Annotated in this window: 19 protein-coding genes, 1 tRNA gene and 9 pseudogenes; 23 read left to right on the top strand and 6 right to left on the bottom strand. The window is 68.1% G+C overall.

Annotation, left to right across the window (positions count from 1 at the left end; translation table 11 throughout):
• Positions 1-76: 76 nt before the first annotated feature.
• Positions 77-739 (top strand): annotated as a pseudogene (locus AB0A61_RS34260) (helix-turn-helix transcriptional regulator); the annotation flags it as partial.
• 41 nt (positions 740-780) lie between these two features.
• Here the strand turns inward: AB0A61_RS34260 and AB0A61_RS34255 are convergent.
• Complete coding sequence (locus AB0A61_RS34255; protein WP_361301361.1) at positions 781-2292, bottom strand: ISL3 family transposase; 1512 nt, start codon at positions 2290-2292, stop codon at positions 781-783.
• Between the two features lie 465 nt (positions 2293-2757).
• On the opposite strand from AB0A61_RS34255, the gene AB0A61_RS34250 reads away from it, so the two are divergent.
• The 6 genes and pseudogenes from AB0A61_RS34250 to AB0A61_RS34225 all read left to right on the top strand — a co-directional run.
• A complete protein-coding gene (locus tag AB0A61_RS34250) occupies positions 2758-3483 on the top strand; it encodes a peptidylprolyl isomerase (RefSeq protein ID WP_361301259.1) in 726 nt (241 codons plus the stop codon).
• Positions 3484-3749: 266 nt separating this feature from the next.
• Entirely contained in the window at positions 3750-4094 is a 345-nt protein-coding gene (locus tag AB0A61_RS34245; RefSeq protein ID WP_361301256.1) for an STAS domain-containing protein, read from the top strand.
• A pseudogene (locus tag AB0A61_RS34240) lies at positions 4037-4454 on the top strand (transposase); the annotation flags it as partial. The gene AB0A61_RS34245 and the pseudogene AB0A61_RS34240, both read left to right, overlap by 58 nt.
• Positions 4455-5114: 660 nt before the next feature.
• Positions 5115-5188 (top strand) — tRNA-Met (locus AB0A61_RS34235).
• A gap of 674 nt (positions 5189-5862) precedes the next feature.
• Positions 5863-6267 (top strand): ATP-binding protein, encoded by a 405-nt coding sequence (locus tag AB0A61_RS34230; RefSeq protein WP_361301253.1) that lies wholly within the window; start codon positions 5863-5865, stop codon positions 6265-6267.
• A gap of 7 nt (positions 6268-6274) precedes the next feature.
• Positions 6275-6376: pseudogene (locus AB0A61_RS34225) on the top strand (sensor histidine kinase); the annotation flags it as partial.
• Between the two features lie 174 nt (positions 6377-6550).
• Here AB0A61_RS34225 and AB0A61_RS34220 read toward each other — a convergent pair.
• Positions 6551-7759: a PP2C family protein-serine/threonine phosphatase gene (locus tag AB0A61_RS34220; protein ID WP_361301250.1), complete on the bottom strand. Its 1209-nt coding sequence runs from the start codon at positions 7757-7759 to the stop codon at positions 6551-6553.
• Between the two features lie 502 nt (positions 7760-8261).
• Here AB0A61_RS34220 and AB0A61_RS34215 point away from each other — a divergent pair.
• The 8 genes and pseudogenes from AB0A61_RS34215 to AB0A61_RS34180 all read left to right on the top strand — a co-directional run bounded on the left by AB0A61_RS34215 (position 8262) and on the right by AB0A61_RS34180 (position 11642).
• Positions 8262-8546 (top strand): GlsB/YeaQ/YmgE family stress response membrane protein, encoded by a 285-nt coding sequence (locus AB0A61_RS34215; protein ID WP_361301358.1) that lies wholly within the window; start codon positions 8262-8264, stop codon positions 8544-8546.
• A 240-nt stretch (positions 8547-8786) separates the two neighbouring features.
• Positions 8787-8945, top strand: a complete 159-nt coding sequence (locus AB0A61_RS34210; RefSeq protein WP_361301247.1) for a hypothetical protein — start codon at positions 8787-8789, stop codon at positions 8943-8945.
• A 649-nt stretch (positions 8946-9594) separates the two neighbouring features.
• Positions 9595-9807, top strand: a pseudogene (locus AB0A61_RS34205) (MerR family transcriptional regulator); the annotation flags it as partial.
• A 140-nt stretch (positions 9808-9947) separates the two neighbouring features.
• Entirely contained in the window at positions 9948-10088 is a 141-nt protein-coding gene (locus AB0A61_RS34200; RefSeq protein ID WP_361301244.1) for a hypothetical protein, read from the top strand.
• Between the two features lie 6 nt (positions 10089-10094).
• Entirely contained in the window at positions 10095-10364 is a 270-nt protein-coding gene (locus tag AB0A61_RS34195; RefSeq protein WP_361301355.1) for a helix-turn-helix domain-containing protein, read from the top strand.
• Positions 10253-10897: pseudogene (locus AB0A61_RS34190) on the top strand (IS630 family transposase); the annotation flags it as partial. The gene AB0A61_RS34195 and the pseudogene AB0A61_RS34190, both read left to right, overlap by 112 nt.
• A 147-nt stretch (positions 10898-11044) precedes the next feature.
• A pseudogene (locus AB0A61_RS34185) lies at positions 11045-11194 on the top strand (MerR family transcriptional regulator); the annotation flags it as partial.
• A gap of 244 nt (positions 11195-11438) precedes the next feature.
• On the top strand, positions 11439-11642 hold the full coding sequence (locus AB0A61_RS34180) for a cold-shock protein (RefSeq protein WP_030052720.1): 204 nt from the start codon (positions 11439-11441) through the stop codon (positions 11640-11642).
• Positions 11643-11900: 258 nt separating this feature from the next.
• Here the strand turns inward: AB0A61_RS34180 and AB0A61_RS34175 are convergent, their stop codons facing one another.
• A complete protein-coding gene (locus tag AB0A61_RS34175) occupies positions 11901-12461 on the bottom strand; it encodes a hypothetical protein (RefSeq protein WP_361301240.1) in 561 nt (186 codons plus the stop codon).
• 288 nt (positions 12462-12749) lie between these two features.
• Here AB0A61_RS34175 and AB0A61_RS34170 point away from each other — a divergent pair.
• Together AB0A61_RS34170 and AB0A61_RS34165 are read left to right on the top strand one after the other, a co-directional pair.
• Positions 12750-12848 (top strand): annotated as a pseudogene (locus tag AB0A61_RS34170) (3-oxoadipate enol-lactone hydrolase); the annotation flags it as partial.
• Positions 12849-13460: 612 nt separating this feature from the next.
• Positions 13461-13949: a GNAT family N-acetyltransferase gene (locus tag AB0A61_RS34165; protein WP_361301237.1), complete on the top strand. Its 489-nt coding sequence runs from the start codon at positions 13461-13463 to the stop codon at positions 13947-13949.
• A gap of 138 nt (positions 13950-14087) precedes the next feature.
• On the opposite strand, the pseudogene AB0A61_RS34160 reads toward AB0A61_RS34165, so the two are convergent.
• Positions 14088-14312, bottom strand: a pseudogene (locus AB0A61_RS34160) (hypothetical protein); the annotation flags it as partial.
• A gap of 21 nt (positions 14313-14333) precedes the next feature.
• Positions 14334-15392 (bottom strand): annotated as a pseudogene (locus tag AB0A61_RS34155) (MerR family transcriptional regulator).
• A gap of 522 nt (positions 15393-15914) precedes the next feature.
• Between AB0A61_RS34155 and AB0A61_RS34150 the strand changes: the two are divergent.
• The 6 genes from AB0A61_RS34150 (at position 15915) to AB0A61_RS34125 (ending at position 21608) form a co-directional block, all read left to right on the top strand.
• The gene (locus AB0A61_RS34150) at positions 15915-17330 is read left to right on the top strand and encodes a DEAD/DEAH box helicase (RefSeq protein ID WP_361301234.1); all 1416 of its coding nucleotides are present in this window, start codon (positions 15915-15917) and stop codon (positions 17328-17330) included.
• Between the two features lie 205 nt (positions 17331-17535).
• Entirely contained in the window at positions 17536-17778 is a 243-nt protein-coding gene (locus tag AB0A61_RS34145; protein ID WP_361301231.1) for a DUF5302 domain-containing protein, read from the top strand.
• Between the two features lie 957 nt (positions 17779-18735).
• On the top strand, positions 18736-18939 hold the full coding sequence (locus tag AB0A61_RS34140) for a cold-shock protein (RefSeq protein ID WP_014145516.1): 204 nt from the start codon (positions 18736-18738) through the stop codon (positions 18937-18939).
• Positions 18940-19288: 349 nt separating this feature from the next.
• On the top strand, positions 19289-20785 hold the full coding sequence (locus tag AB0A61_RS34135; RefSeq protein ID WP_361301228.1) for a DEAD/DEAH box helicase: 1497 nt from the start codon (positions 19289-19291) through the stop codon (positions 20783-20785).
• A 45-nt stretch (positions 20786-20830) separates the two neighbouring features.
• The gene (locus AB0A61_RS34130) at positions 20831-21232 is read left to right on the top strand and encodes a CBS domain-containing protein (RefSeq protein ID WP_361301225.1); all 402 of its coding nucleotides are present in this window, start codon (positions 20831-20833) and stop codon (positions 21230-21232) included.
• Positions 21233-21281: 49 nt separating this feature from the next.
• Entirely contained in the window at positions 21282-21608 is a 327-nt protein-coding gene (locus AB0A61_RS34125) for an SCO5918 family protein (protein WP_361301222.1), read from the top strand.
• Between the two features lie 72 nt (positions 21609-21680).
• Here AB0A61_RS34125 and AB0A61_RS34120 read toward each other — a convergent pair.
• Positions 21681-22022: IS30 family transposase (locus tag AB0A61_RS34120; protein ID WP_361301219.1), on the bottom strand; the 342-nt coding region annotated here is incomplete at its 5' end.

Raw genomic sequence — 22022 nt, 5'->3', positions numbered from 1 at the left:
GACAGTACGAATTCGAGGCGGTCAGGCTGGGGTGTCGATTCGGGGTTTGGCACGTGCACCCGGAGGTGGGCCTCGAATGACGACCGACCACGTCGAACCGGTGGGGCTGGGCGGAGAGTGCGAGCGGGAACCGGACCCGTCGGACAGTCTGCGGACGTTCGGGGCGGTCGTACAGGCGCTGCGCGAGCATGCGGGGCTGAGCCGGGTGGAGTTCGGGGAGATGGTCCGCTTCTCCAAGCACACGGTGGAGTCGGTGGAGCTGGGGCGGCGGATGCCGGACGCGTCGTTCGTGGAGCGGGCGGAGGAGGCGCTGGGCAACACGGGGGCGCTGCGGCACTCGGCGCGGTTTCTGACTCGGGGGGAGGCGGGGCTGGCGGCTTGGTTTCGGCAGTGGGCTCGGCTGGAGCGGGTGGCGGTGAGCCTGTGCACGTATGAGTGCCGGTTGGTGCCGGGGCTCTTGCAGTCGGAGGGGTATGCGCGGGCGGTATTCGAGGGGACCGTGCCCGTGGCGCCGGACGGTCAGTTGGAGGACTACATGGCCAGGCGGATGGAGCGGCAGCGGATGCTGATCGAGCGGCCGACGACGCCGTTCAGCTTCATCGTCGAGGAGCACGTCTTCCGGCGGCAGTTCGGGGACGCGGAGCGAATGCGGGAGTTGTACGACCACGTGCTGGAACTCAGCGCGCCTCGAAACGTGATGCTTCAGATCGTGCCGTTGGAGGCCGGGTTACACGCTTGCCAGTGGGTCTGTTCCGTAGTCGGTGGTGACGCAGGGTGTGGTCAGCCCAGGAGGATGCGGTGGCGGAGGAGGGGGAAGCTCGCGCGGCCGTACATCTGGCGCTTGATCAGCTTGGATTTGTTGTTCACGCCTTCGGTGCCGCCGTTGTGGTGCGGCAGGGTGAGGGCGGCGTCGACTGCGGCGCGGTCCTTCTCGAGGCCCCGGGTGAAAGCATGCAGGTGGGGCAGGTCCTCAGCCTGGACCGAGGTGATCCAGGTGCTCAGCAGGGTGGCATTGCCGTCGGCGGGATCCAGCAGCACGGCGAAGTGGTGGACGAGGTCGGCCAGAGCGGTCATCTCGTGGCAGGCAGTGCGGGCGGTCTCGATACGTTCCCGCTGGTGGTCCTTGAGGCGGTCGGGACGGGTGAGCAGGTAGCGGGCCAGGCGCCGGGGCGAGAGGGCAGGCCGGTCGGCCTCGACACGGCCCTGGTTGATGTAGCGGACCAGCAGGTTCGAGCTGCCGGTGTAGCCCAGCTCTCTGATCTCCTGGAGGAGATGGGTTTCGGGGACGGCTGGGTTCTCCAGTCGGCGCTTGCGCAGGTGATCGCGGTAGGGGTCCACGAGGGTGGGCCGGTACTTGGGGGCCCGGATGAGGGGCTCGGGCTCGGGCTCGGTGACACGGTCGTAGCGCTTGACGGTGTTCAAGGCGAGGTTCAGGCGCCGTGCGCACTTCAAGAGTCCGACTCCGCGCTCGCGCAGGGCGTGGACCTGCTGCCAGCGCTCGCGGGTGGTGGCAGCCCGTCTCCCCTCAGCCGGGGGCGGGCCCGTTTTCGCCCAGCAGGTGCTGTGCGCGGCGACTTCTTTGCGGACGGCCTCGGCGAGGTTGTGCCACAGGTGCCAGCGGTCGCTGATCTGCACCGCGTCGGGCAGGGCTCGGCGGACCGCCTCGGCGTAGGTGGCCGATCCGTCCCGGCACACGGCCTCGATGCCCGGATGTCCGCGCAGCCAGGCTTCCACAGTGGCGGCGTCGCGGCCGGGCAGTACCTCGATTCGCTCACCGGTCTCGGCGTTGATGATGATCGTGGCGTAGCTCTGCCGACGCCGCAGGGCGAAGTCGTCGACCCCGATCACCCGCGGGATCCGCACCGCCGGCACGGGCACCCGCCGCAGCAGCCGCAGGGCGGAGGCGTACGACACGGGCACGGCCAGCGATCGGGCGAGTCGGGCGGACGCCCGGCCGCATAACTCCTTGACCAGCTCTGCGAGCTGACCGGTCAGACGTGTGGTGCGGCGCTGATGGCGCTCCAGAAGCCCGGGAACCTGCTCTCGGAAGGTCTGCCGCCGGCAGCCCAGGACCGGACAGACCAGCCGTCGTATCCTCACCCGGACCACGACCTGCCGGCCGTCGACCGGCACATCCCGCACCGTCCGGCCGTGATATCCGTGGACCCTCCCCGTCACGACCCCGCACACCGGGCAGGGAACGGGAACATCCCGGGTCCGAGCCGTAACCCGGACTACCTCGCCACCGTCCGCCACTTCCTCGATGACCAACGCCGACAACCCCGAAAACACCGTTCCTATAAGCGCGTTCGCATCATGCACGCTCAATGATCACAGGCGGACACTCACCGTCACCACCGACTACGGAACAGACCCAGTGACCGTACAGTCCCGTCTGCCGGAACGTTGGCCGACCGGTGACGCCTTCCCCCGGATCGACCCGAGATGACGCCAGCGGCACCGTCAGTCTCGACAGCGGCACCCCGGTGAGATCACCTCATGCGCACGGCAGCGTTCGGTAGGGGCCTCTGCGTGGACTGGGCAGCCCGCTCGACCGGGTTCGGGGAGCATCTGTCGTACACCGGGCGGACGCCCTGATCGGCCAGCCGACGCTGTGCCGCACACCAACGTAGTGGCCTGTGGCCGCAGGCCGAAGGCTGGGAGCGGATCTGGCTTGTGGGCGGGTTCTCGGCCGCCGGGCCGCGCTTTAGGATGCGACCGCTCCGAAATCTGACGATCTTTTGGAGGGTGCACGGGATGAACCGAGCTCTCATGACCGCCTTGGCGGCAGCAGCGTTGATCGTGTCCGGGGGCAGCACCACCGCCTCCGCTTCCGATGCCCCGCCGCGAACCACGCACGGTCCTTGCCAGTACACCCAGACCCCGGACGAGCAGGCGGCGCGGCGGGTTCCCCTGCCGCCCGACCCGCGGCACACCCCCAGTCACGGCACGGTCGATATGGCTGTCCGGACCAGCCAGGGCCCGCTCCCGCTGCGTCTGGACCGGGCGAAGGCGCCGTGCACGGTCCAGAGCTTCGTGCACCTGGCGCGGCATCGGTTCTACGACCGTACGGTGTGCCATCGGCTGACGGCGTATCCGACGCTGAAGGTCCTGCAGTGTGGCGACCCGACCGGCACTGGCGAGGGTGGGCCGGGGTACGAGTACAAGGACGAGCTGCCGGTGGACCTGCCGCCGGCACCGAGCGATCCGACCGGCACCCGTCGCCTTTACGGGCGCGGTCTGCTGGCGATGGCCAACGCCGGACCGAACACGAACGGTTCGCAGTTCTTCGTCGTCTACGGCGACTCCGCGCTGCGACCGAACTACACGGTGTTCGGCACGGTCGGTGCCGCCGGCCTGAAGACGCTCGACAAGATCGCTGCTGGCGGAATCGAGCCAACTACGCAGGACCCGGCGCCTGTCGACGGCACGCCCGTGCTGAGGACCGAACTGCTCAGCGTCCGGCCGTCCTGCCGGCTCTGATGAACTGCGCGGCGGTCACCGTAGGTCCAGCCACGTGCCTGGTCTCACGGTGATGTGAAGGAGCCGTTGCCGAGTCCGCCCGGTTGACGTCGCCGATGCTGTCGTAGACAAAAAGGACGTGCGTTCAGACTTCTGCGAGTACCCACACGGGGAATCGCAACCAGCCGCCCGGTCTCTGGACCGTCGCGGCCCCATGCCGCGTGCTTGATGCCTTCCACAGCCAGAGGGCGTGATGGGCTCGACCCCGGAATGCGAGGGGCGAACCAGTGCGCGATTTCACCGTAGTGACACAACAGCACACCGACCGCACTGTGATCACCGTGTGCGGCGAGATGGACCTGCAGACATGCCCAGGACTGGCACAGGCCGCGTCCGGCGTCCCGGTGGGCGGCAAGCCGCTGCACCTGGACCTGTCGGGCGTGTCCTTCATGGACTCCAGCGGGCTGAACCTCCTGCTGCACCTGCGCCGACGTCTGCAGGCCGAGGGCGCCCTCCTCGCCGTCACCGGGCTGCAGCCCCAGCCCGCACGGCTGCTGCAGATCACGCAGACAGGGCCAAGGCCGACGAACGCGAGACCCTGCTGGACCTGCTCGCCGCCGAACCTGGGCTGACCGCCGCCCGGTCCGGACAGACGCTGATCGGCGACAGGACTACTTCGGCCGCGACTTCGAGCACCAGGTGGCCGAGAAGGACATCCGCTGCTCCGGCCAGCCCGCAAGGGCGAGCCCGAACGGCCCGGCGCCTCGCTGTTCAAGCCGTTGCGGCAGGTGATCGAATCGGTCAACGAGACCGTCAAGGGCCAGCTCAACCTCGAACAGCACCGAGGCCGCACACCGGGCGGCGTCATCGCCCGCGTGATGCAGCGCATCCTCGCGCTGACCACTGCGATCTGGCACAACGACCACACCGGCCAGCCCGTCCTTCGCTCACTGACCGCCTACGACCACTGGCAACAGACCCCTTGGAATTGATCATCTAGGGATGCGGTCGGCTACCGCAGCCTCGCCGGCGTTCACCATCACGGCCATCCCGGCTGCCACCGCTCGCTCCCTGCGGCAGCGTCGTGCAGGGCGTACTGCTGTGCGAGCGTGAATCTACTGCAATACGTGCGCCAGCAGGTCCTTGCGAGTGGCGGCACAGCGGGAGCACGCGGCATACAGCCCCCCGTCCAGCGCGTCCGGGAGCTGACTGACACCGACGTTCCCAAGCGCCGGCCGCGGACGAATGCCGGTGCTGGTCGTAACAGGTCTGCCCATTTACGAGCCTCCCCGGCGAGTCTCCAAGGGATACCGGTCCGCATGCAGACGAAGATCCCATTGATGACCTGCCGGTGTTCCATCCACCGGCCGCCTCGGCCGGCACGGTGAGCCTGCTCGTCTGTGACAGCGGGGGCTCTTCACGGAAGGGCGCATGCACGTTACACCTGCCCCGCCTGGACCAGCACCGCCGACCAGTTCGTGGAGACTTCTCCAGGTGCGCCCGTACTCCAGCGGCACTCGAACTTACCATCCAGGTTCAAACCGGGTCAGTAGTGGCCATGTCGGTCGATCATGAGTAATCGGGCCCCTCCGAGCGCAGGCGAAAGTCGATTGGGCCGATTCCGATCGGTGCCGTACAGTTCACCGTACCGACGCGGGGTGGAGCAGTTCGGTAGCTCGCTGGGCTCATAACCCAGAGGTCGCAGGTTCAAATCCTGTCCCCGCTACTCAAACGTGAAGGCCTGGTATCCACCGGGCCTTCACTGCGTGTGTGCCGGGTCGGACCTGGCTCTCGGCGAACAGGGCACCGCGGTCCCAGAAGGCGTCAACGCACTGTGCTGCACCGACGCCGTACGCTGCCTCAGCCACCGTGCTCACGGAATCGCGGATCTGACACGAGGAGACAACCCGTTTACACGGCGCAGCCTGCCGTGCTGTCGGCAGGCTGCGCCGAGGGATCGGACCCCGCCGACCATGGACAGACAGCAGAGCCATGGGCATCGCTGGTTTCCTGGCTGCTTTTCGGTCAGGAACAGCCGACGGTTTCGATGCGGTGCCAGACGGTCACGAGCACGGTGATGCCCAGAGGGAGTGCGCCTCGTGTCGGCGGGCATGTCGCTCACAGCTGTGCTTCGCCGTCGGGGCGGGGTGCGGGAACGGCCAGGACGGCGGTGTCGTCGTCCATCCCGGTGCCGAAGGCGTCGAGGGGGCTGCAGCGCACTCACCCAGCACGCGCGGGCACTGTCGAATTCCCGGCGGATGACTTTCGCGGGATCTGCCGGTCACCCGGCAGACACAGATGGTTCACCGGGCAGGCATGGGTAACCCGACAGATGGCTCCCACCGGGTGCGCAGAGCACCGGTCGGCGGCGGCCCAGAGCACCCGCGCTGGAGGAACCTCGTGAACGGCGAATCGACCATCCCATCGTGCGAGACGCGCTTCCCCGCAGTCACGGCGAGCATCACCGCCGCCCGGCACTGGGTCCGCGACTGCGTGGACGGTTTCGGCGACCCGCTGCGCCAGCACCGGATGATCGAGACCGCCGAACTGCTCGTCTCGGAGCTGATCACCAATGCCATCCGCCACGGCTCCGGCCCGCCCCTGGTCCAGCTCACCTGGAACGGGTGGTGGCTGCACATAGCCGTCAGCGATTCCAGCGACCGTTGGCCCCGCAAACGCGCCACTGCGAACACCGAGCCCGGAGGTTTTGGCATCCAGCTCCTCGACCGACTCGCCCGACGCTGGGGCGTCACCCCGGCTCAGCCCGGCAAAACGGTCTGGGCCGAACTCGGCCTCGACTCCTGAGCGCGGTGCGGAGCTGACCACCAACAGCGTCGTCCACGGCGCCGGTTCGGGCACGCTGCGGATCTGGGCCGAGAGCGACTGGATCGTCTGCGAGGTCCACGACGGCGGACTCGCGCGACACCGCATCACGGCCGGGCCACGTATCAACCACCCCCGAGAGCGTTACCGATCAACGTCTTCCCCACCGCTCACCGGCACGTGAGTGACGCTCAAAGGTGACTGTGTATCGCCGTGCTCATCCCCTGCCACCCCACCGTCGAGCAGGCCCGCTCCCCGTAGGGACTCAGGAGTAGGCCATCATGGCTGCGGGGTCGGGGCTCGGTCCGGCCGGACGGCTGCGATTGCTGTGCCAGTCCAGTATCAGGACCGTGGCGTCGTCCTTGAGGTTGCCGTGGCAGGCGTCGAGCACCGCGGCGGTCAGGGTCCGGACGGCTTCTCGCGGGTGCAGCGCGCGGGTGTCGTGAATGACCGAGGCCAGGTCGACGGCCGCGGCACCGCGTTCCTGCATTCCGTCGGTGAGCAGGACCAGGCGGTCCCCGTGTCTCAGGAGTAGTTTCTGTAGGCGGTAGGTGGTGGGTGCCGCCACACCGAAGGGCAGGTTGACGGCGAGTTTCACCTCTTCGACGGCGTTGTCACGCAGCAGCAGGGGCCGGGGGTGGCCGGCGTTGACCAGTTCGCACAGGCCCGTTGCGAGGTCGACGCACAGCAGCTGTCCGGTGGCCAGGCCGCGGCTGTGGCTCAGCAGGGCCTCGTGGGCGTGGCGGGCCTGCTTGAGGGCGTCACAGCCGCTGCGACGTGCCCGCCGCAGCGCGCCGACCAGCAAGCTGGCCAACAGAGCAGAGTTCGTGTCGTGACCCATGGCATCGGTGATCGACAGGTGCAGAGTGTCGCGGTCCAGCGTGTAGTCGTAGGTGTCGCCACCGATGTCGTCGGCCGGGACCAGTCCGGCGGCCAGAGTGAACTGGTCCGCCTCGCAGCAGGAGGCCGAGGGAAGCAACTGGTGCTGGATCTCCGCCGCCAGGCTGGTCTCGGTAGTGCGCCGGCCCTGGTGGTACAGATCGGTGAAGCGGCGGTCCGTGACGATGATGTAGGCCAGCGCGTGGGCCGCGTGGCGGACCTGGCGCAGCACGGTGTCGTCTGCGGACTGCAGGCTCACCTCCAGGACGCCGATGCAGTCGCCGCGGTTGGTGACGGGCGTGATGACGCGTCGTCCGCCTTGGCCGTCCGGTTCCACATTCTGGCGCTGGCTTTGCAGAACGCTGTCATAGACGCTGCCCTGCAGGTCGATCGGCTCGCCAGGGTCGGCGGCCTTGTCACCGGTCGCGGCGAGGCGTACCAGCCGCTGGCCGATGAGGTCGACGAACAGGAAGGACACGGCCTCGGCACCGAACCGCTTCTGCAGGTCGTGTGCCACCACGTCGACGGATTCACCGGGCGGGGCCGCTTCCGCAGCGGCCAGCAACTCGCCCAGTTCCAGATCTCCACCCTCCACAGCAACCTCCTGTCGGTTGCCGCACCTTCTTCCCCGAGTCTGTGCAACCTCACATATTTTGCCCATCAGGGCGGGATTCCAGATCGGTGCGAGCACGTCCCGCCTTCGTCGGGCGGCGTTCGTGGGCGATCGTGCGGCCGGTGCGTCGGCGGACATGGGACGCGGAGGAAACAGCATGTCGACTGCATGGCGAGCGATCCGGGAACGGGCCGATGCCGCTCCGGTCCACGGTGGTTGCTCGACTCGGTGCCGGTGCGGCCCTATTCGGCCAGGTTTGGTTGCCAGTGGAGGTGGGCGACGCCCGATCCCAAAAGCTGGTGCCCGCGTGTCCGACCGAAAGATCATTACGGGGCCGTTCGCCGCCTGACGTCGCGGCCGCGCCGACGGCGGGAGATGGTGTCAGGAGCTGGCACGGCCGGGTTCGGGGAAGATGTTTGTTCGGGCGTGATCGGTGCAGACGATGAGCTGACACAGCCTTTATATGACGAAGTGGAAAGGCGCCATGGGCATCATCGCGTGGATCATCATCGGCCTGCTCGCCGGCGCCATCGCCAAGGCTTTGATGCCGGGCAAGGACCCGGGCGGCATCATCGTCACCATGCTCATCGGCATCGTCGGCGGTCTGCTCGGCGGCTGGCTCGGCAAGGTCATCTTCGGTGTCGACTCCATCGACGGGTTCTTCGATCTCTCCACCTGGATCGCCGCGATCGCCGGCTCCGTCATCCTGCTCGCCCTCTACCGCCTCGTCACCGGCAACCGGCATTCGCACCGTCACGCGACCCGCTGAAGGCACAACGTCTCCGGACACACCTGGACGGCTCCCGTCCTGTTCGCAGGACGGGAGCCGTCCAGGTGTGTCCGGCCGGGCCCCCGTGGCCCGTCCGCCGGTTGCCGTCGTCCGGGGTCCACCGCGTCGTTCCACCGTCCGAACAGGCGTCTGTGCAGGCCGGTGGCGTGATCGTGCTCCTCGTGGGCAGGCGACCGGCGTGTCGTGCGTCCCGGCTGAACTCCTGTCCCGGGTGAGCTCTTGCCGGTCCAGGCCGGCTTTGAGGTGCTGGGCGACGCGGACACCGGGATTCCGGGGCTGCGGGTGACCGAGGTGTCCGCGGGCGCGCTGGTCAGCTGGACGGCCTCGGACGGGTTCATCGCGCTCGCCCGCCGACAGTGGCCGCGGCGCAGTCGGTGACGTCACACTCAGCCCGACGTGCCTGCGCGGCGGGGGAATCCCTGCGCCGGACTGAGCCTCGGAGCTGCTTGAACCAGCCATGGACCGGTCGAGGCGGATTACCTCGTCTTCGAGCGCTCAGGAAATCTATGTCAGCCAGAGTAGACATTCGGTGGTGGTGTGGTTATGGTTTCTCTCGTAGCCGAGATCGAGTGAGGTCCGGCAGAGATGAACTGCCGGCCGGCAGTACCGCAGTTGCAGTTCGCAGGGCGGTGCGGTGGTGGAGTTTCGAAGCCAGAGCGGTTGCAGGACGGCGACGGGACTGACGACCGGACCGGGTGGCCCGCAGTGATCAGGGGCCGCCAGGAGCAGTACCGCAGTGGCAGTACGCGTAAGTGAGTAGTTACTCAAGAGGGAAGAACGGAGGAGCCGAGCGCCATCAGGATCGCCCGGGCAGAAGTCTTGGCCCCGGGTACCGCAGGACATCGATAGTGAGGTGGTCTCCGGTCAGGCAACCGCGATCCCCGCGCCCCCGACAGCTTCTCGGTCGGGTCTGCGGAAACAGAGGGCCGGTGCAGTGTCAGGGCCGGCAGATGGTGTAGTAGTTCCTTCGGGGCCCTGGTGCCAGTAAGGCGCCAGGGCCCCTCCACGCGTTCCACAGAGAGGTGCAATGACAGCAGACGACACGTTCAGCCGTCTCGACGACGACACTTACCCCGCCTACACCATGGGCCGGGCCGCCGAGATGCTCGGCACCACACAGGGCTTCCTCCGCGCCATCGGCGAAGCCCGCCTCATCACCCCTCTGCGCTCCGAAGGCGGCCACCGCCGCTACTCCCGGTACCAACTGCGCATCGCCGCCCGCGCCCGGGAACTAGTAGATTGTCGCGGCTAAGTGTTGTTCTGGTTGGTGGAGTTGGGGTCTGGCAAGCTCCCCTTGTCGCTTCCGTTCGGCCGGGCAGGGGTGCCGTGTCCTCACAGAAGAAGTATCCGGTTGCGTTAAGTGCCGAAGATCGTCGGGCGTTGGTGCGTGTGACGACGACGGGGGTCCGCAGCGCGTCGATGATCAGGCGGGCGCGGGTGCTGCTCGCGTTGGACACCTCGGTCGGCGAGGTCGATCCGCGGGCGGTGATCGCGGACCGGGTCGGGATTTCGTGCGAGTAGGTCCGCCTGATCTCGAAGCGGTACGCGGAGACCGGCGGCGATGTGTGGGCCACGGTCGGCCGGAAGGAACGCGCACGCGCGCCGGTGCCCTCCCCGGTGACCGGCGAGGTCGAGGCGAGGCTGATCGCACTGGCCTGCTCGACGCCGCCCAAGGGACATGCCCGGTGGTCGCTGCGCCTGCTGGAGAAGCACGTCGCGCTGGTCGAGGACATCCCGGATCTGGACCACTCCACGATCGGCCGGGTGTTAAAAAAACGGAATTGCGTCCTCACGTGAAGAAGTGCTGGACCATCCCGCCTGCTGCGAATGCGGCCTTCGCCGCGGCGATGGAGGACGTCCTGGCGGTCTACCGCCGGCCCTTCGATCCGGCGCGTCCGGTGGTGTGCATGGACGAGAAGCCGTACCAGCTGCTCGGCCACGTCCGCGATCCGCTTCCCGCGCGGCCGGGCCGTGACCGGCGCGAGGACAACGAGTACGTCCGCTCGGGGACCTGCTCGATCTTCTGCTGGGTCGAGCCGCTGCGCGGATGGCGGCGCGTGGACGCCCGGCCCCGCCGGGCCAGGGCCGACTGGGCGTACCAGGCCGAGCACCTGCTGACCGTGGACTATCCCGATGCCGCCACGATCGTGCTGGTGATGGACAACCTCAACACCCACTCCACCGCCTCGCTCTACGAGGCGTTCGACCCGGGGAAGGCCTTCGCGCCGGCTCAGCGCTTGGAGATCCACCACACCCCCAAACACGGGTCCTGGCTCAACATCGCCGAGATCGAGCTCTCCGCGCTCACCCGCCAGTGCCTGGACCGCCGCATCGACGACCTCGCCGTGCTCAACGCCGAACTTGGCCGCCTGGCAGCAGCACACCAACAGCAACCAGCGCCAGGTCGACTGGCACTTCACCACCGACGACGCACGCGTGAAACTGCGCCACCTCTACCCAACCACACAGCAAAATTAAGCCGCGACAATCTACTAGTCGATCGGGGCACCCCCATCGAGGCCGCCTGCCGGATCGTCATCCTCGAAGACCAGCTCGAGGAAGCCCAGCGCATCAACGCCGAATATCGCCGCGCCGCCGAATCAGCGAAACCGACGGCAGCAGCATGAGATGAGCGTGCCCGTCAGCGCCGGCGGGCACCGCACGCACGATCTCGGTATGCGGTGTGATCATTTCCTGTGGTGACGCGGTGTGTGGGCGTGTAACGTCTGGGTCAGCTGTCGTGGTTCGGAATTCCCTCTTGCTCACGCCTCTGGTGTGGGCGTTTTGCTGTGCTGTGCCGCAGGGACCAGGGCGATCACCTCCGTCTGTCACAGGGAGTGGGAGGCGTTCATCGACTGGAAGGCATAAGACATGGCAACGGGAACAGTGAAGTGGTTCAACGCGGAGAAGGGCTTCGGCTTCATCGCCCAGGACGGCGGCGGCCCGGATGTCTTCGCGCACTACTCCGCGATCAACTCCACCGGCTTTCGTGAGCTCCAGGAGGGCCAGGCCGTGACGTTCGACGTCACCCAGGGCCAGAAGGGTCCGCAGGCCGAGAACATCAACTTGGCCTGACCTCGCAGACCTGCTCGAGGGATCGCGCACGCCGCGTCCGGTGGCTGCCGCCCACCTGGACGAAGGCGCGTGCTCTCGTGCCGGGTCGGTGCAGGATCAGGGGCCGCGCAGCAATGGCTGCGCGGCCCCTGATCTGTGGGGGCCCGGGGCCGCTGCGACTTCGGCTTGGAACTTCCTGACCTCAGTCGCTGCAAGCGTCGTCGGGCACGGGATCCGCATGTCTGGCGCGGCTACCGTGCAGCTTGGAGGAGCCGACGTTCAGACGCTCGTCCAGGCGTCGAGGAAGGCTTTCCGTCCAGCCGGATCGTCCGACCTGCGGTCTGCGTGCAGGACGCGCCAGGCGGTGAGCTCGAGATCTCGGAGCCACAGTTCTCCGATGACCTGTGTCTTGAGGTCGGGCAGATGGTCGGACTCGACGAGGGCCTGACCGATCACCTCGCCGGCCGCGCAGCGCTGGGGCGGGGTCATCTCGTCGACGGCCGAGAGGATCTGCCGGGCCAGGGCGGTTCCCTCTCCTGCCAGCGAACGCAGCACCGGATCCTTGATGTTGACGGGCAGCAGGTACGCGGTGCCCGAAGACCTCCACAGGTCCGACCAGAAGCGCTCTCCTGCCGCGGTGGGGGCAGGCAGCGCGGCCAGCAGCCCGAGGAGATGGCCGGTGGCCGCGTAGCCATCGGAGTGGGCGGCTGCGACCACTGCGACGCCGGCGACGCCCTCCACATCGAGCTGGCCCGCCTCGAGATGCGGAGCCAGGTCCAGTTGGTGTTCCAACTGGTCTGCGAGTGCGGTGGATACGTAGGGGCGGACCTCAGGAAGCATCGGCGATCCTTGCGCGTAGGCGAGCGGAGATGCCCGTTCGTAAGCCCTGATCGTTCCCAGGACCAGCCGTTCTACTCGGCTTCGGCAGGCCCGATTGGCGGTAGGTCAACGGGGCTGGAGTTCCCACGGTGGCGAACCGGCCCCCACGGTCAGGCGTGCACACCGAAGAACTCGTACGTGGACCCATGAGGGTCTCGGCAGTGCAGGGGCGTGCCGCGCCGCGAGGTCACGAGCCGCCGGGTTCCCCCGGCCGTGTGAGATTTCGTGAGACGTGAGAGGGTCTGGGGCGTGAGTGAGACACCGTCGAACACCCTGCAATACCGCTTTGACGGGCCAGAAGACGCCGCGGTCCTGATCTTGGGACCGTCGCTCGGGACAACATGGCACAGGTTGTAGAGACCGTCTGTGGGCGTCCAGGCCAGTCCAAGGTGAGCGCGTAATGCCAGGTCAGGGCATTCTGAGCCGGGGGAGTCGACGCAATCGGTGATAGGCGTGTGAGAGCGGCGTGCGACGAGAAGCCCCGCGGGTGCGGCCTGGCGGGGTTTCCGAACAGGTGGGTTGCAACGCCGGCGCGGGGGGCCGTTGCACTCGGTTGTCCTCTTGGGCGCCACCCGAAGCAAGGCACAGCGACGGCACGCGTCATACGGCCGATGCGCAACACACGCCCCAGGGACTTGGTGCGATCAACCAGGACACTTACGTTTGCTGACGCAAAGCCCAGTGTCTCCTGATGTGGCTCACGAGGCCAGCCTGAAGTCGTCCTGCACAGGCTGACCCTCGCTGCGGCAGGCCCGGGGGAAGCAGCGGTTGACCACCCCGTTCTCCGGCTCTTCCGCAGCGGTTCGGGCGTCGCAGTTGCTGTCGGCATGCGGCCGATGCGGCGGCAGTGACTTGGTCGACCGGGGCCCGGGCAGGCGGTCCCCGGGAGCGGTGCAGGAATCCTGCCCGAGCAACCGACCCGCCGCACGACGGCACACCCCGGTGCGAAATACTCTCCCGATGAGTTCACGCACTTCCCCGATCGGCCAGCCGATCACGATACGGAGGGCCGTCGCGCGGGATGCCAAACGGCTCACGCGGCTCGTGCGTGGTTCAGGCGCCTACGCGGGTAAGTACGCAGCCGCAGTCGCGGGCTACCGGGTCGGGCCTGATTACATCGAGGCCCACCGCGCCTTTGTGGCCGTCGGCGCCGACGAGCATGGCGGCCGGGTCCTCGGGTTCTACTCGCTCGTCCTCGCTCCACCGGAGCTCGACCTGCTGTTCGTCGCCGACGAAGCGCAAGGACGGGGTATTGGACGGCTGCTCGTCGCGCACATGCAATCCGAGGCCCGTGCCGCCGGGCTCGACCGTGTCATGGTCGTGTCGCACCTTCCCGCGGAGGACTTCTACCACCGCGTCGGTGCAGTGCGGATCGGGACCGCGCTCGCGAACCCGCCCGCCGTCCTGTGGGACCGTCCCGAATTCGAGTTTCGCATTCCTTCGGAATGACGCGGTGTGCCGGTTGGCGAGGCACCGGCTTCGCTGCGTGGTGGCCGGCTTGCATGAGCCGCTGGACGCCGCGCGCTCCGTGTGTGTGGTCTCCTCTGCCCTGGCGCCGTGATCGCCTGCGCCAGCGGTCTGCCACCCAAGGCCCCGGACGTCCCAGGCCAGGGCCTGGGCGGGATCTTCATAGAGATCTGCCAGGCGGTGAGCGAGAGAGCAGCGGTGAAGCGGGTCGCCCGTGACACCGACCGCGGACCACAGGGTCAGAAGCTTCTGGCGGGCAGAAGCGAGGTCACCGGCTCGGCCTTCGGTGCCGGCTTGGCTTATGGCTTCCATGGTCGGGTCGGGGCTGGCGGGTGCGATGGTCATGGGTGTTCCTCGTCGTCTTTCTCAGGCGGAGCGGCCGGGCTTGACGGGCATGGCCAGGGTGGTGAGATCGCCGCGGTCGGCAGAGCGGATCGTGACGGGCTGGTCGTTTCCCCTCAGGTCGAGCATCACGTCGGGGCCGGATCGGGGTGCTCACGGCGGGATAGAGCGTGGTCAGCTCGAAGCAGATCTGGAGGGTCTGCCCCGTCGCGGTAGCCGGGAGCGGGATGTCGGGGTGCTCGTCATCTGCTGACACGACGTCACTCCCTGGGCGGCAACGTGCAGCGCGATGCGCTCGCCGGGGTGTTCTTCCAGGGCTCGCAGAAGCAGTTCCTAGACCGTCACACGGGTGGTGACCTCGCCCAGTGACGCGAGCATCAGCCGATAGTCGGGGAACTCCTCGGGCAGCAAACGGCAATGCCGGTCCTCCCGGTCGGCCACGCGGAGCCAGATCCCGTGCGGCAGTCGCACCAGCCCGCTGCGGCGGATATCGGCGACCGCGGCCGGCATCTCATCGCCGTTGACCGTGCCGGCCCATGTCTGCCTCGGTGGTTCGGTCGGCACCAGGGTTCGGGTGGAGAGCCGGTATCGGTCAGTCGCGGTCAGGGTGTCCGCCTCATGACTCGCCTCGATACGCAGGCCAGCAAGCACCGGCATGCCGGGCTCGCGTGCGGTCGCGGTCAGGACCTGCTCGACCGCATCCGCCAGCACGGGACCCTTCAGCGCCGTGATCGGAAGACCCGGCACGTTCCCGAGCGCGGACTTGATGACAGCAGCCTTCTGCTGTGCGGCCGCCGCGTCTCCCACGACCTTCGACACATGCTCATCGAGAAGCCGGGATACCTCGGCAGCCCCGGAACCCAGTACCGCCTTGACACCAGCGCGGGGCATGGCAATCTCACGGAACTGGCGCAGCACGGTCGCCCGCGCCACCTGGTCAGCGCTGTAGTAGCGGTAGCCCGAGATCGGGTCGACGTCGGCAGGGGGCAGCAGCCCGGAGTCGGCGTAGAACCGCAACGTGCTGGAGGTCAGACCACTGCGCTGGGCAAAGACCCCGATCGGCATCAGCTCAGAAGTGGGCACCTCGCCATCGTTGAGCTTCAACCAACTCGAAGGTCAACACCTACGAGCGGCTCCACCAACCTCATGGCCAGCAACATCTAGGAGTGCTGAATGCCGCGCACCATGCATAAGTCCAAGATCTAGCGTTTTGGAACTTCCGCAGGTCGAAGCGTTGATCGCCACGTCCGGGTCAGCAAATGGTCAGCATCGGGCCGGACGGCGTCCGGCTTGCTGACCTGCACCCGCAGCAGGGGCCTGGTGCCCCGCCCGGCGCCCCGCTCGTAAGGCTCGAGGCGCGGCTCGACAGCTCGCCCGTGGGGTGGGGCCGTTCTTCAAGGGGAACGGTTGTTCCAGGCCGATCCGCTGCCAGCACCCGTACACAGGGGCGATCGGTATCAGCGGCGCGAGGTTATGCCGTGTGTTAGTCTCACGCGTTTGCGTGGTCGTCGCGGTGGGCGATTCTGTCTGTTCCGTTCGGCTTGTGCGTGGGCTGTTCAAACCTGCCGGGCCTTCCTCGGTAAGTTCCCTTGCGGAAGGCTGTTTATGAAGCATCCCAATGACTCCGGCATCGCTCACGGCAGTCCCGCCCAGCCCGAGGCAACGACCCCGGCGCTGCTCCCGGCCGTCACCTTCGCCGGTCTGGAACTGCCGACGGAGGTGCTGCGGACACTGAGCGAACTCGGGGTGCGCGAGCCCTTTCCGATACAGGCCGCCACACTGCCCGATGCCCTGGAGGGGTGCGACATCCTGGGACGCGGGCGCACCGGATCAGGCAAGACGCTCGCTTTCGGCCTGCCGCTGCTCGCACGGACGGCTGGGCGCCGCGCGGAACCGAAGCAGCCCCTTGCTCTGATCCTGGTGCCCACCCGGGAGCTGGCCCAACAGGTCACCCAGGCGCTGGCGCCGTACGCCGAGGCACTGCGGCTGCGGATCGCCACGGTCGTCGGTGGAACGTCGATCGGTCGGCAGGTCGCCGCGCTGCGCCAGGGAGCTGAGGTGGTCGTCGCCACCCCCGGACGCCTGCACGACCTGATCGAGCGCAACGCCTGTCGCCTGGGACGGGTGAGAGTCACTGTGCTGGACGAGGCCGACCAGATGTGCGACTTGGGATTCCTGCCGCAGGTTGCCGACGTGCTCGAGCAGGTGCACCCCGACGGTCAGCGGATGCTTTTCTCGGCCACTCTCGATCGCGACGTCGATCAACTGGTCCGCCGCTACCTCCACGACCCCGTCGTCCACTCGGTCGACCCGGCCGCGGGCACGGTCACGACGATGGAGCACCACGTTCTGGTCGTCCACGGCCCTGACCGCTACGCCGTCATCACGGAAATCGCCGCCCGCGACGGCCGCGTACTGCTGTTCCTCGACACCAAGCACGCCGTCGACCAGCTCACCCGGCATCTGCGGGCCAGCGGGGTGCACGCCGGGGCCCTGCACAGCGGCAAGTCCCAGCCACAGCGCACACGGACCCTGGCGCAGTTCAGGAACAGCCAGATCACCGTTCTGGTGGCGACCAATGTCGCGGCCCGTGGCCTGCACGTCGACGACCTCGATCTCGTGGTCAACGTCGACCCGCCCACCGACGCCAAGGACTATGTGCACCGGGCGGGCCGCACCGCCCGCGCCGGTGAGTCCGGCAGCGTGGTCACGCTCGTGCTGGCGGGCCAGCGCCGCGAGACGAGCCGCATGATGGCCGGGGCCGGCATCGAGCCGACCGTCACCAAGGTGCGCTCGGGCGAGGCGGAGCTGAGCCGGATCACCGGCGCCAAGACTCCATCCGGGATCCCGCTCGACGGCGGGCCCGCCGTCCCCCGACCCAAGAACACCAACGCTCCCTTCCGCGGCCTCGGCACCAGCAAGGGCGCCTCCCGCGGCGCCGGCGGCAAGTCCCGAAAGGCCGGCGAGGCCCGCAAGCTCGCCGAGGCCCGCAGGGCCGCCCTCGTGCGTCGCAACGGCTGAGAGCCGTTGCCCTGGCAGCCCGGCCACGGGATCGACAACCCTCGGCCCCGCCCGAAGCCGTCATGTGCGCCTCACCTACGAAGTCAACGCCTTTGGCCGCGAGAGGGATACCCGCCGCAACGGAGCAGGATGACGTTGCCGGCGCCTCGCACTGCGCCCAGCATGACAAGCTGTGCTTGCCCACCCCCGAACCCAGGAGGTCACCATGACCGCAGAGCCCGCATCTACAGAAGGTTCGGAGCCGGCTGCCCCCGAGACGTCCCCTCTGGAGCCGGACAGCGACGGCAACTACGACCTCAAGCGCAAGTTCCGCGAAGCCCTGGCCCGCAAGCGCGGTGCGCAGGCGGACGCCGCTGATACTGCCGCCAAGTCCGATGCGTCGAAGGTGCGTTCGGCGCACGGCCCGGCTGCGAGCCAGCGGTCGTTCAGGCGCAAGAGCGGCGGCTGAGTCGTGAGTCCCGCGATCTAACCGCTTCACCGGCACTCGCGCTGTCCACTCGCGCGTCCCGTGCAGTGGCCCGCGACGTACGCATGCCGTGCGCGCGTTGCGGGCGGGGCGTAGCCGGCGGACTCGCCTGGGGGAATGGCCCAGATGTGGTTGGTTCGGGTCGGTGGCGCCGCCGAACTGGAATTCCGGGATGAGAGCACTGCCTTGTCCGAGGGGGCGCGGCCGGTGTGGCGCGCCTTGCGTGCCCCTGTACCGATGTGAAAAACGAATGCGGCTGTCGTCAGTTCCTCGCCGTCCGGGCCTGAGGCTCGTACGGCGGGCCACAGCACCGTCTCGTTCACGAAGGCATGGCTGAAGACCAGCTGCACCGCTTGCTTCAGAACGCGTTCCCGCTGGTGAAGGTCGTCGAGGGTCAGGTACTGATCCGTCAGCCGCCGTTTCCTCGTGCTCACGGCGTTGCCACACCAGGATGCTGCTGTTTCCACCGAGCTGATCGACGGTCTGGTCCTTGATGGTCTTCGATATGGCCGCTCCCGTGCGTGCGCCGGAGACGGGCCGTGACGCTTGCCGGCGCCACCCTGATCTCCACGCCCGCCCGCACCATCCCTTGGGGGAGCAGTCCTTACGCTGGGCGCGCCCCCAATGCTTCCCGAAACGTTGCGCTCCGGCTGGGTCAATATCTGTGCCCGCGAGCTGAGATTTCAACGGAACAGGCAGGCAGATTCTCTACCGCATTAAGTGGAGTGGGATTCTTCACCGTACACAGGCCGCTGCGGCGTGCTACTGTCGATCTCAGTTGCAGTTGTGGTTCCCAAAACTCCAAGTGTCCTCCGGGCGGCGCCTGTGCCGTTGGAAGCGCTTTTGTTATCCGGTCTTTTTCCGGACGGGCTGATCATCGCGGCGACACGGGGTCCGCGCAGTGCGGATCCCGATGCACTGCCCCAAAGGAGAAATGACATGGCTGCTGGCACCGTGAAGTGGTTCAACGCGGAAAAGGGCTTCGGCTTCATCGAGCAGGACGGTGGCGGCGCTGATGTGTTCGCCCACTACTCGAACATCGCCGCCCAGGGCTTCCGCGAGCTGCTGGAGGGCCAGAAGGTGACCTTCGACATCGCTCAGGGCCAGAAGGGCCCGACGGCCGAGAACATCGTTCTCGCCTGACGCCGACTGTCGCGTAGTTGTAGCTGGGGCCCGCGTCCTTCGGGGTGCGGGCCCCAGCTGCTCGCATTTTCCCGCAGTGGTCTCGCCTGCGGACGACAAGCAGGAAACCCGTAGGCTCACCGCATACGGAGCATCCTTCAGGGGTGCACGCATCCCTTCATGGGCTTCGTAGCAGCGCACGCCCGGACACTGCGTCCGCTTCGCGCCACTCATTCCAGCGCCTGTGCCCGCACGGATTTTCCGTCGGTCAGATTCGCTCTCGCATTCCACCGGTCCATTCTTGCAATTCTCTCTGCTGCTCATTGCTGCGGGAATTCCTTGATATGTGCCGTATCGAGGAAGGTTCCGCATGAACCGCACACGCACGAACGACCGCTTCGCCCGCACCCGTAACGGCAGTACCGACTCCGGTAGGGGCGGCAGCCGATTCGGCTCGTCGGCCAGGAGCCGCTCCGGCGGGCCGGGCCGTTCCGGTGGTTACGGCCGCGGGCCCGCCGCGGTCCAGGGGGAGTTCGCGCTGCCCAGGACGATCACTCCCGCGCTTCCCGCCGCAGAGGGCTTCGCCGATCTCGACATGCCCGGGGCGCTGCTGGCTGCGCTCGGCTCGCAAGGCGTGACCATGCCCTTCCCGATCCAGGCGGCGACCCTGCCGAATTCCCTCGCCGGCCGGGACGTACTGGGCCGTGGCCGTACCGGCTCCGGCAAGACCCTCGCTTTCGGGCTGGCGCTGCTGGCCCGTACGGCCGGGCAGCGCGCCGAGGCCAGGCAGCCGCTGGGGCTGATCCTCGTACCCACGCGTGAACTGGCGCAGCAGGTCACCGACGCGCTCGCCCCGTACGCCCGCTCCGTGAGGCTGCGGCTGGCCACAGTGGTGGGCGGAATGCCGATCGGCCGACAGGCGAGCGCGCTGCGCGCCGGCGCCGAGGTCGTCGTCGCCACGCCGGGACGCCTCAAAGACCTCATCGACCGTGGCGACTGCCAACTGAACCAGGTTTCCATCACCGTCCTCGACGAGGCCGACCAGATGGCCGACATGGGCTTCATGCCGCAGGTCACCGCCCTCCTCGACCAGGTCCGCCCCGAAGGGCAGCGCATGCTGTTCTCCGCCACTCTCGACCGCAACGTCGACCTGCTCGTGCGCCGCTACCTCAGCGACCCCGTCGTGCACTCCGTCGACCCCTCGGCCGGCGCGGTCACGACGATGGAGCACCACGTGCTCCACGTTCACGGCGCCGACAAGCACACGGCCACCACCCAGATCGCCGCACGCGACGGCCGCGTGATCATGTTCCTCGACACCAAGCACGCCGTCGACGGCCTCACCGAGCACCTCCTGAACAGCGGGGTACGGGCCGCCGCCCTGCACGGCGGGAAGTCCCAGCCACAGCGCACCCGCACGCTGGCACAGTTCAAGACCGGACACGTCAACGTGCTGGTAGCGACCAACGTCGCGGCGCGCGGCATCCACGTCGACAACCTCGACCTCGTCGTCAACGTCGACCCGCCGACCGACCACAAGGACTACCTCCACCGCGGCGGCCGTACCGCCCGCGCAGGAGAGTCCGGCAGCGTCGTCACCCTGGTCACCCCCAACCAGCGCCGCGGCATGACCCGCCTCATGGCAGCGGCCGGCATCGTCCCGCAGACCACCCAGGTCCGCGCCGGCGAAGAGGCCCTGCACCGCATCACCGGCGCTCAGGCACCCTCCGGCATCCCGGTCGTCATCACCGCACCGGTGGTCGAACGCCCCAAGAAGCGCGGCGCCACCTCACGCGGCCGACGCCGCCCCGTCTCGGCGGCCCGCCGCGCGCTCGTACGGCAGTCCACCGCCGGTGCGGCGGCATAGAACCTTCGTGTCAGGAAGCCCGCCCAACTTCGCAGGAGGCACCCTTTGACGCTGGACCAGACGCAGTTCCGCTCAACACGTACCAACGCCGTGCAGACGGCGGCCGATCCCGCGGACGCGGCCGGACCGCAGGTCTGGGAGGACATGACCGTGGAGGTGGCACTGTCCGTGATGGCCGCCGCCCGTACAGGTCAGATGGTCGTCTGCGACGAGGACGGTATGTGCACCGGCCTGGTCACCCGGGCCGGGCTCACGGCCGTTCGTGACGGTTCCGGATACACGGACCGGATCCGCCTGCGTGACATCGCCGACGTCATCGGGCCATTCGCGTCGCCGCTGGCCACGAGGGCCGAAGCCGAACGTGCGATGCGCTGCCGCTGGCTCGGGGCCGCGCCCGTGGCCGACGAACACGGCAACGCTCTGAGCGCCCTCGCCCTTTCCCGCTGAACCGCCCTCACCCCACCCGGCCCCGTCTTCTCGTCTCCCTGGAGGCATCATGCGCTGTGTCATCGCTCGCTTCCCGTTCGACCTGACCAAGAGCGGCGTGGTGGAATCGATGAAGGGGGTCAGACCCGAGCCGGTCACCGGTGAGTTTGTCATCATCGGACGACGCCACTACCCCGCTAAGCAGGTCGGCGAGGTCGTCACACGCCAGGACCGGCGTGATTTCAGCACCGGCGAAATCCTCAGGGCCATGACCCAACTCGGCTTCACCTGCCGCACCCGCCCCGCCGCCGCATCTGCGCCCCTGGCCGGCCCGTACGGGCCGGTTTCCGCAACGCTCGGCGCTCCCCCTGTCCGCCTGACGTACGGACAGGTGTGAGCCGAACCGAGCAGTGAGGCCCCACCGGCGTGGGCGAATTCCGGGAGGCGTAGCAACACTGCGGTGAGTTGATCAAGCGGCGAGCAGTTTGGACAGACGCTCGGCTGGGGTCTCCCAGTCGAGCGTTTTGCGTGGGCGGCTGTTGAGTTCGGTGGCGGCGGCGTTCAGGTCCTCGCGGGTGTGGCGGGATGGGTCGGTGCCCTTTGGGAAGTACTGCCGCAGCAGGCCGTTGGTGTTCTCGTTCGAGCCGCGCTGCCAGGGGCTGGCCGGGGCGCAGACGTAGACCGGGATGTCCGTGGTGATGGTGAAGGCGCGGTGATGTACCTCGCGGATGCCTGCCGGCCGTAGAGCCGACGCTTGCCGGTGCGGCGGTTGATGCCGATGATCCGGCAGGCTTCCGTGTTCCCTATTCCA

It is taken from the genome of Streptomyces sp. NPDC046197 (assembly GCF_040646295.1).
Classification (GTDB): Bacteria; Actinomycetota; Actinomycetes; order Streptomycetales; family Streptomycetaceae; genus Streptomyces.
The sequence above is the reverse complement of the archived record's forward strand: the minus strand, read 5'-3'. Positions and strand labels throughout refer to the sequence as shown.

What these genes read in the sequence shown, in the direction of transcription:
- AB0A61_RS34125 (WP_361301222.1), top strand. Translation starts at nt 21,282, where the DNA reads ATGCGCTGTGTCATCGCTCGCTTCCCGTTCGACCTGACCAAGAGCGGC.
- AB0A61_RS34145 (WP_361301231.1), top strand. Translation starts at nt 17,536, where the DNA reads ATGACCGCAGAGCCCGCATCTACAGAAGGTTCGGAGCCGGCTGCCCCC.
- AB0A61_RS34165 (WP_361301237.1), top strand. Translation starts at nt 13,461, where the DNA reads ATGAGTTCACGCACTTCCCCGATCGGCCAGCCGATCACGATACGGAGG.
- AB0A61_RS34215 (WP_361301358.1), top strand. Translation starts at nt 8,262, where the DNA reads ATGGGCATCATCGCGTGGATCATCATCGGCCTGCTCGCCGGCGCCATC.
- AB0A61_RS34150 (WP_361301234.1), top strand. Translation starts at nt 15,915, where the DNA reads ATGAAGCATCCCAATGACTCCGGCATCGCTCACGGCAGTCCCGCCCAG.
- AB0A61_RS34135 (WP_361301228.1), top strand. Translation starts at nt 19,289, where the DNA reads ATGAACCGCACACGCACGAACGACCGCTTCGCCCGCACCCGTAACGGC.
- AB0A61_RS34180 (WP_030052720.1), top strand. Translation starts at nt 11,439, where the DNA reads ATGGCAACGGGAACAGTGAAGTGGTTCAACGCGGAGAAGGGCTTCGGC.
- AB0A61_RS34140 (WP_014145516.1), top strand. Translation starts at nt 18,736, where the DNA reads ATGGCTGCTGGCACCGTGAAGTGGTTCAACGCGGAAAAGGGCTTCGGC.
- AB0A61_RS34250 (WP_361301259.1), top strand. Translation starts at nt 2,758, where the DNA reads ATGAACCGAGCTCTCATGACCGCCTTGGCGGCAGCAGCGTTGATCGTG.
- AB0A61_RS34175 (WP_361301240.1), bottom strand. Translation starts at nt 12,461, where the DNA reads ATGCTTCCTGAGGTCCGCCCCTACGTATCCACCGCACTCGCAGACCAG.